This is a genomic window from Actinomadura miaoliensis (genome assembly GCF_039536785.1).
Taxonomy (GTDB): domain Bacteria; phylum Actinomycetota; class Actinomycetes; order Streptosporangiales; family Streptosporangiaceae; genus Spirillospora; species Spirillospora miaoliensis.
Window position 1 is genome coordinate 391,766 of sequence record NZ_BAAAZG010000001.1, and the last position, 18,092, is coordinate 409,857.

10 protein-coding genes are annotated in these 18,092 nt (G+C 71.4%); 5 read left to right on the top strand and 5 right to left on the bottom strand.

Annotated features, from left to right (window positions below):
• Position 1: 1 nt before the first annotated feature.
• From ABD811_RS01875 to ABD811_RS01895, 5 genes are all read left to right on the top strand, one after another.
• Entirely contained in the window at positions 2 to 3,742 is a 3,741-nt protein-coding gene (locus ABD811_RS01875; RefSeq protein WP_425549362.1) for a nitrate reductase subunit alpha, read from the top strand.
• Positions 3,743 to 5,479 (top strand): nitrate reductase subunit beta, encoded by a 1,737-nt coding sequence (gene narH, locus ABD811_RS01880; protein ID WP_344939700.1) that lies wholly within the window; start codon positions 3,743 to 3,745, stop codon positions 5,477 to 5,479. It begins immediately after the preceding gene.
• The gene (narJ, locus tag ABD811_RS01885) at positions 5,476 to 6,180 is read left to right on the top strand and encodes a nitrate reductase molybdenum cofactor assembly chaperone (RefSeq protein ID WP_344939702.1); all 705 of its coding nucleotides are present in this window, start codon (positions 5,476 to 5,478) and stop codon (positions 6,178 to 6,180) included. Before narH ends, narJ begins: the two co-directional genes overlap by 4 nt.
• Complete coding sequence (narI, locus tag ABD811_RS01890) at positions 6,177 to 6,959, top strand: respiratory nitrate reductase subunit gamma (protein ID WP_344939704.1); 783 nt, start codon at positions 6,177 to 6,179, stop codon at positions 6,957 to 6,959. The genes narJ and narI overlap by 4 nt, the downstream gene beginning before the upstream one ends.
• An 89-nt stretch (positions 6,960 to 7,048) precedes the next feature.
• Complete coding sequence (locus ABD811_RS01895) at positions 7,049 to 8,854, top strand: WD40 repeat domain-containing protein (protein WP_344939706.1); 1,806 nt, start codon at positions 7,049 to 7,051, stop codon at positions 8,852 to 8,854.
• Positions 8,855 to 8,856: 2 nt separating this feature from the next.
• Here the strand turns inward: ABD811_RS01895 and ABD811_RS01900 are convergent, their stop codons facing one another.
• From ABD811_RS01900 to ABD811_RS01920, 5 genes are all read right to left on the bottom strand, one after another.
• Positions 8,857 to 12,522, bottom strand: coding sequence for a glycosyl hydrolase (locus tag ABD811_RS01900; RefSeq protein WP_344939708.1), 3,666 nt, complete (start codon positions 12,520 to 12,522; stop codon positions 8,857 to 8,859).
• Between the two features lie 4 nt (positions 12,523 to 12,526).
• Positions 12,527 to 13,354 (bottom strand): carbohydrate ABC transporter permease, encoded by an 828-nt coding sequence (locus ABD811_RS01905; RefSeq protein ID WP_344939710.1) that lies wholly within the window; start codon positions 13,352 to 13,354, stop codon positions 12,527 to 12,529.
• Positions 13,351 to 14,283, bottom strand: a complete 933-nt coding sequence (locus tag ABD811_RS01910; RefSeq protein WP_344939712.1) for a carbohydrate ABC transporter permease — start codon at positions 14,281 to 14,283, stop codon at positions 13,351 to 13,353. The genes ABD811_RS01905 and ABD811_RS01910 overlap by 4 nt, the downstream gene beginning before the upstream one ends.
• A gap of 3 nt (positions 14,284 to 14,286) precedes the next feature.
• A complete protein-coding gene (locus tag ABD811_RS01915) occupies positions 14,287 to 15,570 on the bottom strand; it encodes an ABC transporter substrate-binding protein (RefSeq protein WP_344939714.1) in 1,284 nt (427 codons plus the stop codon).
• Positions 15,571 to 16,856: 1,286 nt separating this feature from the next.
• On the bottom strand, positions 16,857 to 17,849 hold the full coding sequence (locus ABD811_RS01920; protein ID WP_344939716.1) for an RNA polymerase sigma-70 factor: 993 nt from the start codon (positions 17,847 to 17,849) through the stop codon (positions 16,857 to 16,859).
• Between the last annotated feature and the right edge of the window lie 243 nt (positions 17,850 to 18,092).

The window sequence follows — 18,092 nt, forward strand, 5'->3', positions numbered from 1 at the left end:
GATGCCGAAGGACGCGACGTTGGGCGAGAACGGGAAGCGGCCGCCGGGCCGGGCGGGTCTGGACGGCCCCGTGGTGGACGCGCTGGTGGGGACGCGACGGTTCTTCACCCGCGCGGACGTGTCGGAGGACCTCCGGACGCTGCACAAGGCCGGCGGGCGGCAGGCGGACGAGTTCTACCGCGACCGGTGGGCGCATGACAAGGTGGTGCGGTCCACGCACGGGGTGAACTGCACGGGTTCGTGTTCGTGGAAGGTGTACGTCAAGGACAGCATCATCACCTGGGAGGCCCAGCAGACCGATTACCCGTCGGTGGGGCCGGACCGGCCGGACTACGAGCCGAGGGGCTGCCCGCGAGGCGCGGCGTTCTCCTGGTACACCTACTCGCCGACGCGGGTGCGGTACCCGTACGTGCGCGGGGTGCTGCTGGAGATGTACCGCGAGGCCCGGGCCCGCACCGGGGATCCGGTGGCGGCGTGGGCGGAGATCGTGTCGGATCCCGAGCGGGCGCGGCGGTACAAGTCGGCGCGCGGCCGGGGCGGCCTGGTACGGGCGGGCTGGGACGAGGCGGTCGAGATGATCGCCGCCGCGCACGTCCACACGGTGAAGACGTACGGGCCGGACCGGGTGGCGGGTTTCTCCCCGATCCCGGCGATGTCGATGGTGTCGCACGCCTCGGGTGCCCGGTTCGTCTCGCTTCTGGGCGGGACGATGCTGTCGTTCTACGACTGGTACGCCGACCTGCCGGTGGCGTCCCCGCAGGTGTTCGGCGACCAGACCGACGTGCCGGAGTCCGGAGACTGGTGGGACGCCGGATACCTGATCATGTGGGGGTCCAATCTGCCGGTGACGCGGACCCCGGACGCGCACTGGATGGCCGAGGCCCGCTACCGAGGGCAGAAGGTGGTGGCCGTCTCCCCCGACTACGCCGACAACGTCAAGTTCGCCGACGAGTGGCTGGCCGCCCGGCCGGGCACCGACGGTGCGCTGGCACTGGCGATGGGGCACGTGATCCTCAAGGAGTTCTTCGTCGACCGCCGGGTGGACCATTTCACCGGTTACGCCAAGCGGTACACCGACCTGCCGTTCCTGGTGCGGCTGGAGCCGAACGCCGCCGGCGACGCGTTCGTGCCGGGCAAGTTCCTCACCGCCGCCGACCTGCCGGGCGCCGAGGCGCGCACCGAGAACGCCGCGTTCAAGACCGTCCTGCTGGACGGCGCCACCGGCCGTCCGCTGGTGCCGGGCGGGTCGCTGGGCTTCCGGTACGGGGAGCAGGGCGCGGGCCGCTGGAACCTGGACCTGGGGGACGCCGACCCGCGGCTCTCGGTGGAAGGGGATCCGGCCGCCGAGCCGCCGGTGCCGGTGGAGCTGCCGCGGTTCGACGCCGCCGACGGGACGCCGGGCGTGCTGCGCCGGGGCGTGCCGGTGCGACGGGTCGGCGGCCATCTGGTCACGACCGTGTTCGACCTGCTGCTCGCCCAGTACGGTGTGCGGCGCGAGGGCCTGCCGGGGACGTGGCCGTCGGGGTACGGCGACGCGGCCGAGCCGTGCACCCCGGCCTGGCAGGAGGCGATCACGGGGGTTCCGGCGGCGGCCGCGGCGCGGATCGGCCGGGAGTTCGCCGCCAACGCCGAGGAGACCGGCGGCCGCTCGATGATCATCATGGGGGCGGGGACGAACCACTGGTTCCACTCCGACACCATCTACCGGGCGTTCCTGGCGCTGACCACGCTGACCGGCTGCCAGGGCGTCAACGGCGGCGGCTGGGCGCACTACGTGGGCCAGGAGAAGTGCCGCCCGTTCACCGGCTGGGCGCAGCTGGCGTTCGGGCTGGACTGGTCGCGGCCGCCCCGGCAGATGATCGGCACGGCGTTCTGGTACCTGCACACCGACCAGTTCCGTTACGACCGCTTCGGCGCCGACACCCTCGCCGCCGCGCGGACGGGCGGGCTGCTGGCCGGCAAGACCACCGCGGACGTCATCGCGCAGGCCGCGCGGCTGGGATGGATGCCGTCCTATCCGACGTTCGACCGCAACCCGCTGGACCTGGCCGACGAGGCGGAGGCGTCCGGGATGCCGGTCGGCGAGTACGTGGTGTCCCAGCTCAAAGAGGGACGGCTGCGGTTCGCGTGTGAGGACCCCGACGCGCCGGAGAACTTCCCCCGGATCCTGACGGTGTGGCGGGCGAACCTGCTGGGGTCCTCGGCCAAGGGCAACGAGTACTTCCTCAAGTACCTGCTCGGCGCCGACTCGCAGCTGCGCGCGGACGAGGCGCCGCCGGGGGCGCGGCCGAAGGACGTCGTCTGGCGCGAGGAGGCCCCCACCGGCAAGCTCGACCTGCTGCTGTCGCTGGACTTCCGGATGACCAGCACGACGGTCTACTCCGACATCGTGCTTCCGGCGGCGACCTGGTACGAGAAGCACGATCTCAACACCACCGACATGCACCCGTTCGTGCACTCGTTCAACCCGGCGATCGCCCCGCCCTGGCAGACCCGCACCGACTGGGACGCCTTCCAGACGATCGCCGCCGCGTTCAGCCGCCTGGCCGCGACGCACCTGGGCGTCCGCAGGGACGTGGTGGCGGCCCCGCTGACGCACGACACCCCCGACGAGCTGGCCACCCCGCACGGGCGCGTCCGCGACTGGAAGGCCGGGGAGTGCGAGCCGGTGCCGGGCGTGACGATGCCGAAGCTGGTGGTCGTCGAACGCGACTACGGGGCGATCGCCGACAGGATGCGCGCCCTCGGCCCGCTGGCCGACTCGCTCGGCGCCACCGTCAAGGGCGTCACGTTCGACCTGGGCGCCCAGGTGGACTACCTGCGGCACCGCAACGGGACGATCCGCGGCGGACCGGCCGACGGACGCCCGTCGCTGGTGCGCGACGTGCACGCCTGCGAGACGATCCTGGCGCTGTCGGGCACCACCAACGGGCAGCTGGCCGTCCAGGGGTTCCGGACGCTGGAGGAACGCACCGGGACGGCGCTGGCCGACCTGGCCACCGAGCACGAGGGCAAGCAGATCACCTTCGCCGACACCCAGGCCCGGCCCGTCCCGGTCATCACCTCGCCGGAGTGGTCGGGCTCGGAGAGCGGTGGGCGCCGCTACTCGCCGTTCACCATCAACGTCGAACGGCTCAAGCCGTGGCACACCCTCACCGGGCGCCAGCACTTCTACCTCGACCACGACTGGATCGCCGAGCTCGGCGAGCAGTTGCCCGTCTACCGCCCGCCGCTGAACATGCACGCCCTCTTCGATGAACCTCATGTCGGCGAGCAGGGTGCGCTTGGCCTGACGGTGCGGTACCTGACCCCGCACAACAAGTGGTCCATCCACTCCGAGTACCAGGACAACCTGTTCATGCTGTCGCTGTCGCGCGGCGGCCCCACCATCTGGATCAGCGACCGGGACGCCGCCAAGCTCGGCGTGAGCGACAACGACTGGATCGAGGCGGTCAACCGCAACGGCGTGGTCGTCGCCCGCGCGATCGTCTCGCACCGCATGCCCGAGGGCACCGTCTACATGCACCACGCCCAAGACCGGCTCATCGACGTCCCCCGCAGCGAGACGACCGGGCGGCGCGGCGGCATCCACAACTCGCTGACCCGGCTGCTCATCAAGCCCAGCCATCTCATCGGCGGCTACGCCCAGCTGTCGTTCGCGTTCAACTACCTGGGCCCCACCGGCAACCAGCGCGACGAGGTCACCGTGATCCGCCGCCGCTCCCAGGAGGTGACGTACTAGATGCGCGTGATGGCCCAGATGGCCATGGTCATGAACCTGGACAAGTGCATCGGCTGCCACACCTGCTCGGTGACCTGCAAACAGGCGTGGACCAACCGCGGCGGCGTCGAGTACGTGTGGTTCAACAACGTCGAGACCCGTCCGGGGCAGGGATACCCGCGCCGCTACGAGGACCAGGACAGGTGGCGCGGCGGCTGGACGCTCAACCGGCGGGGGCGTCTCGCGCTCAAGGGCGGCGGGCGGCTGCGCAAGCTGCTGACCATCTTCGCCAACCCGAAGCTGCCGTCCATCGACGACTACTACGAACCCTGGACCTACGACTACGACACCCTCACCAACGCGCCGCTGCAGGAGCACACCCCGGTCGCGCGCCCCAAGTCGCTGATCTCCGGCGAGGACATGAAGATCTCCTGGTCGGCGAACTGGGACGACAACCTGGGCGGCTCCCCCGGCCTCGCCGACCGGGACGTGGTGCTGGGGCGGGTGTCGGAGAAGGTGAAGCTGGAGTTCGAGAAGACCTTCATGTTCTACCTGCCGCGCATCTGCGAGCACTGCCTCAACCCGTCGTGCGCGGCGTCCTGCCCGTCCGGCGCGATCTACAAGCGCGCCGAGGACGGCATCGTGCTGGTCGACCAGGACCGCTGCCGGGGCTGGCGGATGTGCGTCACCGGATGCCCGTACAAGAAGGTCTACTTCAACCACCGCACCGGCAAGGCCGAGAAGTGCACGTTCTGCTTCCCCCGCGTGGAGGTCGGCATCCCCACCGTCTGCTCGGAGACGTGCGTGGGACGGCTCCGCTACATCGGCCTGGTGCTGTACGACGCCGACAAGGTGCTCGAAGCCGCGTCCACGCCCGACGAGGAGGGGCTGTACGAGGCGCAGCGGAACGTGTTCCTGGACCCGCACGACCCGGAGGTCGTCGCGGCCGCCGGACGGGCGGGCATCCCCCGCGACTGGATCGACGCGGCCCAGCGGTCCCCCGTCCACGCGCTCATCAGCACCTACAAGGTGGCGCTGCCGCTGCATCCCGAGTACCGCACGATGCCGATGGTCTGGTACATCCCGCCGCTGTCGCCCGTCGTGGACGTCGTCCGCGACACCGGCCACGACGCGGAGGACACCGGCAACCTGTTCGCCGCCATCGACGCCCTGCGCATCCCCGTCGACTACCTCGCCCAGCTGTTCACCGCGGGCGATCCCGCGCCCGTCGAGACCGTCCTGCGCCGCCTGGCGGCCATGCGCTCCTACATGCGCGACATCAACCTGGGCCGCGGCCCCGACGAGGGCATCCCCGTCAAGGTCGGCATGACCGGCGAGCAGATGTACGACATGTACCGGCTGCTGGCCCTCGCCAAGTACGACGAGCGTTACGTCATCCCGCCCGCACACGCCGAGCAGGCGCACAAGCTGGAAGAACTCGCCACCGAATGCAGCCTGGACTACGAGGGCGGCCCGGGCATGGGCGGCTGGGGACCGTTCGGCGAGACCTCCGGCGGCGCCGCCCCCATCGCGGTGGAGAACTTCCACATGCTCCGGCAGCGGCAGACGGCCGACAGTCCCGTCGACCCGGCCGGCAAGCGCACGCGCGTCAACCTCCTCAACTGGGACGGCAAGGGCACGCCCGCCGGGCTCTTCCCACCCCGGCGCGAAGGACCCCGCCCCGGCGCCACGGATCCGGAGGGCGCCCCTGGCGGGCCGACATCGACGACGACGGTCCCCGAGGAGCCCCAGCAATGATCACAGGGACGAGGAACCCCGCGCCGGACGGCACGCAGCTGGCCACGGCCTGGCAGACGGCCTCACTCCTGCTCGACTACCCCGACGACGGTCTGCTCGGCCGCCGTCCCCTGCTCCGCCGGGCCGCCGCCACGCTGCCCGCGGAGCTGGGCGAGCCGCTGGGACGCTTCCTCGACCACGTCGACGCGACGCCCCTGCCGGAGCTGGCCGCCGACTACGTCGCGACGTTCGACCACCGCAAACGCTGCTGCCTCTACCTGACGTACTACGCCTGCGGCGACACCCGTAAGCGCGGCGTGGCGCTCCTGCGGTTCAAGCACGCCTACCACCGCGCCGGGCTCGTCCTCGGCGACGACGAGCTGCCCGACCATCTGGCCGTCGTGCTGGAGTTCGCCGCCGCCGACCCCACCGCCGGCGCCCGGCTGCTCAACGAGCACCGCGCCGGCCTGGAACTGCTCCGGCTGGCGTTGGCGGAGTCCCGTTCCCCGTGGGCGGCGGTGCTCGACGCGGTGTCGGCCACCCTGCCCCGGTTGAGCGGCGACATCCAGGACGCCGTCCTGCGGCTCGCCGCGGAAGGGCCGCCCGAAGAGGAGGTCGGCCTCGCCCCTTACGGCGCCTCGTCCGGCGGCCCGGTCTTCCTCCCCGACCCGCGGCCGTCGCGCCCACCCTCCCGACCCGATACGCAAGGAGCCCACCGATGATCCGCGGCACGGTCGTGTCCACCGTCGCGCCTTCCACGGAGCAGTCGACGGGGGTCGTCGACGTCCTGCTGTGGGTGGCGCTGCCGTACGTCACCATCGCGGTGTTCGTGCTCGGCCACTACTGGCGGTACCGCTACGACAAGTTCGGCTGGACCACGCGCTCGTCCCAGCTGTACGAAAGCCGCCTGCTGCGCATCGGCAGCCCGCTGTTCCACTTCGGCATCCTGCTGGTCCTGCTCGGCCACGTCGGGGGGCTCGTCATCCCCGACAGGTGGACGGAGGCGATCGGCGTCAGCGAGCACGCCTACCACGTGACGGCCGTGGCCTTGGGCACCGTCGCGGGATTCTGCACGCTGGCGGGACTGGCGATCCTGATCTACCGGCGCCGGACCGTCGGCCCGGTCTTCTCCGCCACCACCCGCAACGACAAACTCATGTACGCGGTGCTCACCCTGGTCATCGTGCTCGGGTTGGCCGCCACCGTCGCCGCCAACATCGTGGGCGGCGGCTACAACTACCGCGAGACGGTCTCCCCCTGGTTCCGGTCGGTGTTCTCTCTGCGGCCCGACCCGCACCTCATGGCGGACGTGCCGATCCTGTTCCAGCTGCACGCCCTCAGCGCCCTGCTGCTGTTCTGCGTCTGGCCGTTCACCCGCCTGGTGCACATGCTGACCGCACCCGTCGGCTACCTCACCCGCCCCTACATCGTCTACCGCAGCCGCGACGAGCGGCTCGGCACCCGCGCCCCCCACCGCGGCTGGGAGCACCGCCCCGGATAGGCACGCTGTTCGGCGAACAACGTCGACCGCCCCTTGGGGATAACCGAAATAGGAGATTCGGTCGGTGATGGCCCCCTAGGATCTTCGCCATGGCGGAGATCATCGACTACGGGCGGTTCGCGGAACGGCTCGCCGCGGACCGGCCGGTCCTCCAGCTTCTCGACGAGGTACAGCGCGAGTGGGGCTATGAGGATCCGGGCGGCGAGCCCCTCGTGACCAGGGCGGGTGAGGCGCCCGGATACGAACCGGACGAGTCCGACCCCGTCCCCGCGGCACTGGTCGAGTGGTGGGACTCCCCCGTCAACTCCTTCGCCTTCCGCCCGCGGCTCTACTGGACGCACTCGGTGTGGCCCCCGTCGGGGCCGGACTCGCTCGACGACCCGCCCGGTGACGAGATCCGGGTGTTCATGGCCGAGTACCAGTACCTCAACCAGTGGGGCTACCTCGCCTCCGAAGCCCACCTGCCCGACCCGAAGGTCCTGGTCAGCTCCTTCGACGGCTGGGTCGTGCAGAGCCGGTCGGTGTCGGAGTTCTTCCTGCAGCTGGCGATGGAACGGCTGCCGGCGACCTTCGGCTGGTCCTTCCGGGTGCGGCGGGCCGAGGTCGAGGCCGCCCCCGCGATCGTCGAGCGTCTACAGGCCGCGTACCGCGACATCGGCCTGCTGCCCTGGCAGGAGGCCGGCACCGACGCCCTCACCTACGGCGGCCCGGACGTGCTCATCCGGCACGGCCGCGGGCCCGGAGCCGACTTCGCCGTCGTGGTCCAGGCCCGGACCCGCGAGGCGCTCGTCCAAGCCCTGGACACCCTGGGGGTCGCGTGGACCGACGAGGGCATCTCGGCCCCGCAGGAGGTGCCCCTCCCCACCGAGGACCTGGGACCGGCGTCGTTCGCCGAGGGGGACGCCGACGACCGGCTGCGCTGGACCGTGGCCTCGACGGCCGCCGCGTCGGGAGTCCCCGCCGTCCCCGACGTTCCCGCGCTGCGAGGGCTCGCGGACCGTACGGCCGCGGCCGCCGACCGGGACGCGACGACGGTCGTCGCGGGAGACTCGGCCGGACGCGTGCACGTCTGGGCGGCCGACGGCGCGGAACTCGACGTCCAGAAGCCGCACCGCGCCCCGGTCACCGCCGTCACCTGCTACCGCGGCCCCCACGGCACCCGTTCGGTCGTCAGCGGCGACGCCCATGGGGTGGTCCGATGGTGGCCGGCACAGGGCCCACTTCCACGAGTGCCGCTCGCCCGGCGCAGGTCGCCCGTCGCGGCGCTGGCCACCGCGTCCCTGGAGACCGGACCGGCCCTGGCCGCCGCCTGGGCCGACGGACTGGTGCGCGCCTGGGACCTGACCTCCGGCGAGAGCGCCGACCTGCGGATCGGCACCGGGATCGAGGCCCTGGCCCTGAGGCCGGAGGGTTCGCTGCGCGTGACCACCGCGCACGGTACCGCCGAACTGCGCCTCGACGTGGAGCGGCTGTGGCCCGCCCGGTCGCTGCGGCTGCGCCTCGCGGAGATCGACTGGGGGTCGCTCTGGGCGGCGCGCGGCCCGGCCCACGAGGTTCCAGGCCTGATCGCCAAGCTGGCGTCCGACGATGAGGACACCGCGCAGGCGGCCGTCAAGAGACTGTACGAACTGCTCGCCTACAGGGGCAGCGCCTCTCCGAGCGCGGCCGTCCACGCGGTGCCGTTCCTGGTGGAACGGATGCTCATCCCGACCAACCGGGCGCGCAACACCCTGCTGCTCCTCATCGCGGACATCGCCGACGGCCCCGGCGACGCGCAGGACGCCGTCAAGGAGGCCCTCCCCTCCCTGCTGCATCTGCAGAACGACGAGAACTCGTCCATCCGGTGGGCCGCCGCGGAACTCGTGCGCAACTGCGGCGCAGCAACCGGCACCTGAGGTCAGGGCGTGTCGGGTACGCGTAGGACGGCGGGGCCGAAGAGGCCGGTCACGCGCTGGCCCTCGAACACGAAATGGGTCGGGCTGGTCTCGTCCAGGTGCGGGGCGAGGGTGCCGTACACCACGACCTCGATTTCGTTCGGCTCACCGGGGCGCAGGGCCGCGTCGTCGAGGGTGAAGCGGTACGGGGCGCAGACGCGGACGCCGCAGGGCGTGGCGTTGACCCTCACCTCGGCCGTGCCGCGCACCCGGCCGAGGTCGAGCACCACGCCACGCGCGTCGGCGGGTATGACGACGACGCGGCGGTAGCGGACCCCTCCGCTGTATCCGGCCAGGCCCTCGTCCTCCCAGTCGCCGAGCGCGATGGTGCCGGGGCCCGGGGTGAAGCGGACGGGCCCGGCCAACGCGGCGCCTCCGCTGTGGCCGGGCCGGGTCCGGACGTGCAGTTCGGCGGTGCGTTTCCCTCCCCCGGGCAGCGCGAACTCCGGTCCCCCTTCCAGGCGCCGCCCGTCGAGGAACACACCGGTGACCTCGCCGTGCGCGTCGAAGGACATGCTCGTCGCGCCGGGCGGCACCGTGAAGCGGAATCGCTCCAGGGTCTCGCCGCGGCCCGGCACCGCGTACAGGGCGGGCAGGACGACGCCGTCGTCGTCCGCCGCGTCTTCGATCCAGGCCGCGCCGGGCAGCGGGTGCGGGCGACGGCGCAGGTGGAGGGCGGCCGGATCGCCGTACTGCGTGCGCTTGGGCACGACGGCCGCCGGCTCGCGGTCCCGGGTCGCGCGCCAGCCCGTGACAGGGCCGTCCACCAGCACCGCGGGGGGCGTGTCCGACTCGGTGAGGATCAGCGTCAGCTCCCTGCCCGCGTGGCCGGTCACGTCGTAGCGTCCGACGCGCGGCGTCTGCTGCTCGGCGTACGGATCGAACCCGCCCTGGCGGCCGATCTCCACGTCGTCCACGACGATCCGGCACGGCGCGGACGAGGCGACCTGGAGGATCCCGTGCGCGTCGGCCGGGAGCGCTGTCGACAGGGCGACCTGGGCTCCGGTGCGCGACGGTCCCTCAACGGTGATCCACTCCGGTCTGCGGTAGCGCTCGGGGTCGGTGACGACGGCGACGTGCGCGCGCAGCCGCTCGTCCTCGTGCCGGTCCGTGTCGGGGACGAGCCGCAGTTCCAGGTCGTACTCCCCCGGCGCCAACGGGGTCTTCGCCACCGCCAGATAGCCGTGGTCCTCCAGAGGGGTCGGCGCCCCATCCACCAGCAGCGTCTTGACGGCCGCGGCACCGACCGCGGGGAACCCTCCCGGCGCGGGCACCGTCACACGCGTGCGGAACACCACCCGCTGTCCCGCGGCGATCGGCCCGAAGTCGAGGAACTCCTCCGGCACGTGCCCCTTCGGGCCGAGGAACTCCCGGTGGACGGTGTCCTTGCGGATGCCGCGCGAGTCGGAGTAGACCGCCTCCCGCCAGTTCGTCCCGTCGCAGGACCAGACGCCGTGCGGGCCGAAGGTGGCGTGGACCGTGGTCCAGCCGGCGTCGTCCTCCGCGCGGTGGTGCAGTTCCCAGCGTTCGAGCGCCACCGGCTCGCCGGGCGGGCGCGCGAAGTCGCCCCAGGTGTTGTCGAGCGTGGGCACCAGCTCCATCTCCCAGGTAGAGCCGAGGTCGATCTCGCGGTACGGGACGGGGCGAGCCGGCTCGTCCGCCTCCTGTCCGGTGCCGGGAAAGACCAGCAGTGCGGCGGGGCCATCGTCGAACGGGACGACCAACTCCACGTGGTCGTCCACGGCGGTGGTCGCGAGGCGGCGGGGTGTTCCGTCGAACAGGCCGATCGCGTACGCGGGTCCGGCCACGCCGCGCACGCGGACGGGCATGTCGCGCAGATAGCGGTCCGGGTCGAAGTCGTAGGTCACGTCGATCCAGCCGAGGTCGGCGCCGCGTTCGTCCGGGCGTCCGACCGACACGCGGCTCGCCATCGACGGCGAGGCCGTCAGGAACACCAGGGTGGCGCCGTCCACCTCCCGCACGAGCGCGGGCACGGGCGCCTCCACCCGGCGGTCGCCGTCGAGCACCTCCGCGAGGCCGGAGGCGTCCGGAACGGTCTCCAGCAGCCCGGCCAGCCTGGCCACGGCGGCGTCCGCGTCCGGGTCCCCGACGCCCGCGTGCGGCGGCGGGCCGACCGCGACGACCCGGCCGCCGTTCTCGGCGAACTCGGCGAGCCGTCGCGCGGTCGCGCCTTCCAGCATGGTGCAGGCCGGCAGCAGGACGGTGCGGTACGACTCGTCCGCGACCGTCAGCCGCCCGTCCGCGACCCGCGCCCGCCGCACCGAGTCGTCGTCGATCACGTCGGCGTCGACGCGGTGCCGGTCCAGGACGCCCGGCTCCATCTTGAACCACGCCATGTCCCCGACCAGCGACCGGTAGACGTCCTGGGCCCGCGCGGCCTCGGCGTCGACGCCGTCGAGCCTGGTTCCGGCCTGCGCGGTGGCGGTCGGGTACAGGACGGCGACGTCGCATACGTGCCGTCCCAGCGACAGCGCCGCGCACAGCCGGGTGACGGCGTCGGCGAAGACGCGGTAGTGCTTCCAGTAGGGCTGCCGCCAGTCTGTGGACGGCGGCGCCCACTCCCACCAGCCCGCCCTGGTCGAGTAGTAGGAGGCGTGCGGGTTGTAGAGGGTGGCGCCGGTGCGCAGCCAGGGCAGCAGCCAGTCGAGAGTCTCCTCCAGGGTGCCGCCCCAGCCGCTGGAGTGGAACGACTCGATCCACGTGCGGTCCCGGCCGTACAGGTGCGCCAGCGAGGAGTGGACGCGGGCGTCGCCGTGGTGGTCGGAGCCGGGCGCCCCGAACCAGCGGTGCGTACGGGCGTAGTCGGCGTACAGGCGCACGCCGTCGACGGGAAACCCGGCACGCGCCGGATCCTGCTGGTCGCAGCCGTGCAGCAGGCCGTGCTTGCCGTGCCATTCGGCCAGCGGGCGAAAGAACGCCTCCTCCGCCAGCTCGGCCCGGGTGAGGTGGTAGTCGCGACGGAACACCCGGCCGCCGGGGTCACCGTCGTCCCCTGACCACAACCGGTGCAGACGCGAGGTCGGGTCGTAGCCGCGCCGACGTTCGAACTCCTCCGCGAAGTGGGCCGACCAGGTGGGCAGCGACGGCAGTTCGTCCTGGAACGACCCCACGATGACCGTGCCGAGCCGGTGCCCGAGCCGCCGCTCGAACTCGCCGTGCACCCGGTCCAGCAGCGCGGCGCACGCCTCGGCCGACAGGTAGTCGAAGCCGCGCGGCGTGGGCGGGCCGCCGTCGCGGTCGAGCCACAGCCCCGCGTACTCGGGCCGTTCCTGGACGAGCCGTGCCTGAAGGCCGGCGCCGGAGAAGCCGAGCTGGTCGTAGAACCAGAGCGACGTGCCGAGCGCGGCGGCGTCGTCGCACACCCCGTCCAGCAGCTCCCACCAGGCCTCGCCGAAGAACGCGGGCTCGTCGGCGTCGGCGCCGAACATCGGCCCGGACGGCGCCAGATTGATGATCACCAGGTTGTGGACGCCGCCCGCGGCGAAGCGTTCGAGCTGGTCGCGCAGCCGCCGCCGGTCGAGCCGGTCGCCGCTCCACCACCAGAACGGCGCCGGGGAGAAGGCGCGCGGCGGTGTCTCCAGAACCGTCCGCAACCGCGCAGGAAGCATCGGCTCATCCCTTCAGACCGCTGGCGAAACCCTTGATGACGTACCGCTGCAACACCAGGAACACCACGATGATCGGCAGCGCGGCCAGCACCAGCCCGGCGAACACCAGGCCGTAGTCCGACACGTACTGGCCGACGAACGCGAAGATCCGCACCGGGACCGTCTCCCGCGCCGAACCGCCCAGGTAGAGCAGCGGGGTGAAGAAGTCGTTCCAGATGAACACGGCGTTGAGGATCAGCACCGTGCCGGTGATCGGGCGCAGCAGCGGGAACACGACCCGGGTGAACGCCTGCAGGTGCCCGGCGCCGTCGATGAGGGCGGCGTTGGCGTAGTCGGCCGGCAACGCCCGGATGAACCCGGTGTAGAGGAAGACCGTGAACGGCATCTGGATGCCGGTGTAGAAGACGATCATCCCCTGGTAGGTGCCGAGCAGCCCCATCGAGTCGACCATCTTGAACAGCGGGATCATGCCGAGCTGGAACGGCAGCACGATGCCCAGCAGGAACAGCACGTACAGGCCGAAGCCAAGCCGGGTCGCCCGCCGCGCCAGGAAGTAGGCGGCCGACGACCCGACCGCGATCAGCGCGACCAGGCTCACGACCGTGATGACCGTGCTGTTGAGCAGCGCCGACCCCAGCGAGGCACGCGACCAGGCGTCGGCGAAGTTGCCCAGGTCCGGTGCGGTGGGCGGCGACAGCGGCGCCTCGGCGATCTGCCGCTTGTCCTTGAGCGACAGCGTGATCAGCGCGTACACCGGGAACAGGAACGCCACCGCCGCGCCGATCATCACGATCTCCAGCAGGAACGTCCGCACCCCGTAGCGAAGGCTCACGACGTCACCTCCCGGCCGCGCAGGTAGTGGATCTGGATCATCGACACCGCCGCCACGAACAGCGCCAGGACCAGCGCGATCGCCGTGCTGTAGCCGTAGTTGCCGAACACGAACGCCTGCTTGTAGAGCACCGTGGAGAGCGTCTCGCTGGCATGCCCGGGGCCGCCGTTGGTGGCGGCGTACACCTGGTCGAACAGCTTCAGCCCGCCGATGGTCGACAGCATGACGTTGATGGTCACGGCGGGTGCCAGCAGCGGCCACGTCACGTTCCGGAACCGCTGCCACCGCCCGGCCCCGTCGATCATCGCGGCCTCGTGCAGCTCCGCCGGCACCCCTTCGAGCCCGGCCAGGAAGATGACCATCGAGTAGCCGGCGAACTGCCAGATGACCATGCCGGCCACCGACCACAGCGCCAGCGACGGGTCGCCGAGCCAGTCCTGGCGCAGCCCGCCGAGGCCGACCGCGCCGAGGATCCCGTTGAGCCCGGCGTCCGGCGCGGGGTTATAGACGTACTTCCACAGGAACGCCACCATCACCGGGCTGACCACTGCGGGCGCGAAGAAGATCACCCGGAGCACCGCCCGGGACTTGATCTTCGTGTGCACGCCGAGGGCGAGCAGCAGCCCGATCCCGTTCTGCACGACCACGATCGCGACGGTGAGCAGCAGCGTGTTGAGCAGCGACCCGCGCGCGGCGTCGTCGTCCAGCAGCTTGTGGAAGTTGGCCAGGCCGTTGAAGGAACGGTCGCCGATCCCGTTCCAGTCGGTGAACGCGACGGCGATGCCGCTGATGCTCGGGTACAGCACCACCAGGGCGTACACGGCCAGGGCGGGCGCGGCGAACCACCACGGCGGCGCCAGGAACCCGCCCTGCCGCCTGCGCCGCCGGGGGCGGGTCCTGGTCGTGCGGGCGGTGAGGGCTTCGGCCACGGCTCACTTCTTCCGGTACGTCTCGTCGAGCTTGGCCAGCGCCTGCGGGATCGTCGTCCGCCCGCCGAGCAGTTCCTGCACCGCCGCGAAGTGGGCGGGCTGCACCTCGGCGTTCGGCCAGGCCTGGTCCATGAACGGGACGGCCTTGTTCCCGTCGATGTAGGGCAGGAAGTCCTTCAGCACCGGGTCGATCTTGGAGTTGGCGTCGCGGACGAGCGGCACGCACGCGACCGCCTCCGCCCAGGCGTTGATGTTCTGCTGCTGCCCGAGATAGTCGATGAACGCCTTGGCCGCGTCGCGGTTCTTGCTCCGGGCGCTGACGCCGAGGCCGACGACGGCGCCCGCCGGGATCCAGACGCCGTCCGCGTCGTCGGCACCGGGCACGGGGAACATCCCCAGGTCGTCCGGGCCGGCGGCGGCCTTGCGGAAGTCGGGCAGCACCGCCGACACCTGGATCGCCATCGCGGCCCTGCCCGTCGCGACCATCGAGGTCTGCTGCTCGAACGTGGTGCCGTTGGGGTTGTCGTTGAAGAACCCGCGTTTCTGCAGGTCGAGGTACATGGTGAACGCGTCCGACCAGCCCGACTGCGCGAAACTGGCCGACCCCGCCTGCATCTGCGCGTCGAACCTCGGGTTCTTGGCGTACACCGTCGACGGCACCAGCGCGTAGGTGATCAGCTGGGTGACCCACGGCGTCTGCGCGCCGAGCGCGATCGGTGTCTTCCCCTTCTTCTTGATCTTGTCGCAGACCTCCAGGAACTCGCTCCAGGTTCGCGGCGGCGCCTCGACCCCGGCCTCCTGGAACACCTTCTTGTTGTAGATCGCGCCGATCACGCTGGACCCGGCCGAGAACAGGAAGGTCCTGCCGTCGAGCTGGAACGCGGGCTTGAAGTTGGCCGGGATGTTCTTCGTCCAGGGCTGGTCGGACAGGTCGGCCAGCAGCCCGGCCCGCGCGATCTGCGCCATGCTCATCGCGCTGCCGTTGCCGGGATAGACCACGTGCACGTCGGGCGGTGCGCCGGCGCCGAGCTGGGTGCGCACCGAGGTCTGCACCTGGTCGGTCGGCGCGTAGGAGGTGTTGAACTTCGCCTGGGTGTAGCCCTTGGTGAGCAGGTCGAGCGGCTTCTGCTGGTCGGCCACGCCCACCAGCCGCAGCGACCCGCCCGACCCGGACGAGCCGCCGCAGGCCGACAGGACCCCGGGCAGCGCCGTCACGGCGGCGGCACCGCCGGCCAGCCGGAGAAAGCCGCGTCGGTCGAGGGGCGTTCCGCGCGATGACGATGTCATGTGTGTCCTCCTCGGGATCGCGGCCGGAGGGGCCGCGAGAGCCGTCCCGCCCTGGGGACGGCGGTCATCGGAGCGTCCGCCGCGCGTCCTGTCCGGACGGCGCGGCGGCGGTGACGTGGAACTCCCCCGAAGTGATCCGGCGACGGAACGTACTGGCCCTCTGGACACGGCCGCTCGTGCCGCGGCATGCCGTGGCGGAACCGGCACTGCCCGCCGATTTCCACGAGGCCTCGGTGGGACCGGTGGCGGACGAACCAGGACGAGCTTCGGCGTGGTGCTCGCAGCGAGGTCCGTGGCGCCAGATCCGGTTCCACGCCGTCTCCGATCTCCAGGATCACGTGAGCTCATGTGAAGATAACGTGATCAAATGCGAAGTCGAGCCTAGAAGTGCCTGCTTATGCTGTCAAGAGATCACCGAGTTCAGCTGCCGGAGGGGTTTATCGCAGCGCAGAGCCCCTGTGATAGCAACACACCGGCCGACGTTATATCGCTACGGGACCGTACCGATCCCTGCGCTCGTCCCGATCACGCGGCGCCTCGCCGCCGTCAGCGGCACGGGTCCCGCAAAGGTCGGGCCGGGATGGTGGCGCACGTTCATCAGCGCCCGCCCATGAAGGCGACTCACCTGGTGGACCGCCGCACTCGGGCAACTCAAGATCTTGATCGCCGATACGCCGTGCCCGCACCTCAGCCGCAGGCGGCGGCTCGCCCGCTCACGCCGCCGACTCCACCCCCTTGGTTCGTGGCGCCACAGCCGAAGGGCGACGCAATCGGATAGGAGAAAATGCACCACGGAGAGCCCGAGGAAATAGCCGACGCCGCGAATTCGGACATGGCTGCGGCACCTCTCGCAACCGCGTCTTCACCCCACCGCCGCCCGACGCCGACGGCCGCGTAGCCGCCATACGCGCCACACTGGAAGAGTCGTCCCACGGTCGGAGCAGCGTGCGCGGGTGGTGCTGTGGGGAGTGGCGGCCACGGGTGGGGTTGTCGGGCCACCTTTACAGGAGCGCCGCCAGCAAGCCGACAATCGCCCGCCCACTCGCCGACCGCCACGGTTGACACCTCTACGCACCCATAACGTGTGCCTGATCACGCCTGGTAGGACCACCCCATAAGGGATCCCTTTCTGCGCGAGTTAACCGCCATCGACATGGGCGGACGATGGGCGAACCGCCCCCCGGAAGCCATGCTTGAGAAAATCCATTGGGTTCGATACAAAGGCTTTGGCCTGATCGCCCGAAGACCTCTTTCGCTGCCGCAGAAACTTGGACTCTGCAACACGCCTAGCCGTGTGCAGAGGGTCGCGGGCCCGGCGTTGTGGCTGTTCGCGCCTTTGATCCCCGGCTGAGTGCGGTCTCCTGCTGCACATGGGAGAGTTTCTCGGGGTTGCGTACGGCGTAGAGCCCGGTGATGAGGCCGTCGTCGACGCGCACCGCCATGACGGTGTCGATCTCGCCGTTGAGCCGGAGGAGCAGCGCCGGGTAGCCGTTGACCTGCACCGGCTCGACCGTCAGGTCGCTGCCGAACTTGGGCAGGCTCGCGGTCAGCAGGCGAGCGACCCGGTCGGCTCCGCTGATGGGCCGCAGCAGGGCCTGCTTGACTCCGCCGCCGTCCGCCAGGAAGACGACGTCCGGTGCGAGCATGTCGAGCAGGTGTTGCAGATCGCCGGTGACCACCGCCCGCTGGAACGCCTGGAGGGCGGCGCGGGTCTCGGCGGGGGTGACGGCTTCGCGTGGTCGCCGCGCGGCGACGTGGGCCCGTGCGCGGTGGGCGATCTGGCGGACCGTGGCCGGGCTCTTGCCGACGGCGTCGGCGATCTCGTCGTACGCCAGGTCGAAGACCTCGCGCAGCACGAACACCGCCCGCTCGGTCGGCGCGAGCGTCTCCAGGACCAGCAGCATCGCCATCGAGACGCTGTCGGCCAGTTCCACGTCCTCGGCCACGTCGGGCGCGGTCAGCAGCGGTTCGGGCAGCCAGGGGCCGACGTAGGACTCCTTGCGGCGGCCGAGCGTGCGCAGCCGGTTGAGCGCCTGGCGGGTGGTGATCCGGACCAGGTACGCGCGCGGGTCCCGCACCGTGTCGAGTTCCACGTCCGCCCACCGCATCCAGGTCTCCTGCAGGACGTCCTCGGCGTCGGCGGCCGAACCGAGCATCTCGTAGGCGACGGTGAACAGCAGATTGCGGTGGGCGACGAACGCCTCCGTGGCCGGGTCCACGCGGCCGTCACCGGTGAGCCGCTCGGCCGCGTACGTTGTCGGCTTGCTGCCCTCGCCCATATCCGGCTCCTGCCTGTTCGCTCTCGACCGTGCCACACGCACAGGACACCGGCGGCCGCCGTCCTGTGACATCCGCAATGGCGTGGCACACGTCACCTCACCCGGCCATCCAGCGGCGAGGACGGCCGGGCCTGCCGCCTGGCCGGTGGTGATGTCGCCGCGATCACCACGTGGCTCCGTCACGAGGAGCCCAGGCCGAGTGCAGGTCACGGCCGGGGAACGTGCGTGATGAGGACGCGGGCC

Excerpts from the sequence above, each read along its gene's own strand:
- ABD811_RS01875 (WP_425549362.1), top strand. The coding sequence starts at position 2 with ATGCCGAAGGACGCGACGTTGGGCGAGAACGGGAAGCGGCCGCCGGGC.
- narH (WP_344939700.1), top strand. The coding sequence starts at position 3,743 with ATGCGCGTGATGGCCCAGATGGCCATGGTCATGAACCTGGACAAGTGC.
- narJ (WP_344939702.1), top strand. The coding sequence starts at position 5,476 with ATGATCACAGGGACGAGGAACCCCGCGCCGGACGGCACGCAGCTGGCC.
- ABD811_RS01920 (WP_344939716.1), bottom strand. The coding sequence starts at position 17,849 with ATGGGCGAGGGCAGCAAGCCGACAACGTACGCGGCCGAGCGGCTCACC.
- ABD811_RS01915 (WP_344939714.1), bottom strand. The coding sequence starts at position 15,570 with ATGACATCGTCATCGCGCGGAACGCCCCTCGACCGACGCGGCTTTCTC.
- ABD811_RS01895 (WP_344939706.1), top strand. The coding sequence starts at position 7,049 with ATGGCGGAGATCATCGACTACGGGCGGTTCGCGGAACGGCTCGCCGCG.
- ABD811_RS01900 (WP_344939708.1), bottom strand. The coding sequence starts at position 12,522 with ATGCTTCCTGCGCGGTTGCGGACGGTTCTGGAGACACCGCCGCGCGCC.
- narI (WP_344939704.1), top strand. The coding sequence starts at position 6,177 with ATGATCCGCGGCACGGTCGTGTCCACCGTCGCGCCTTCCACGGAGCAG.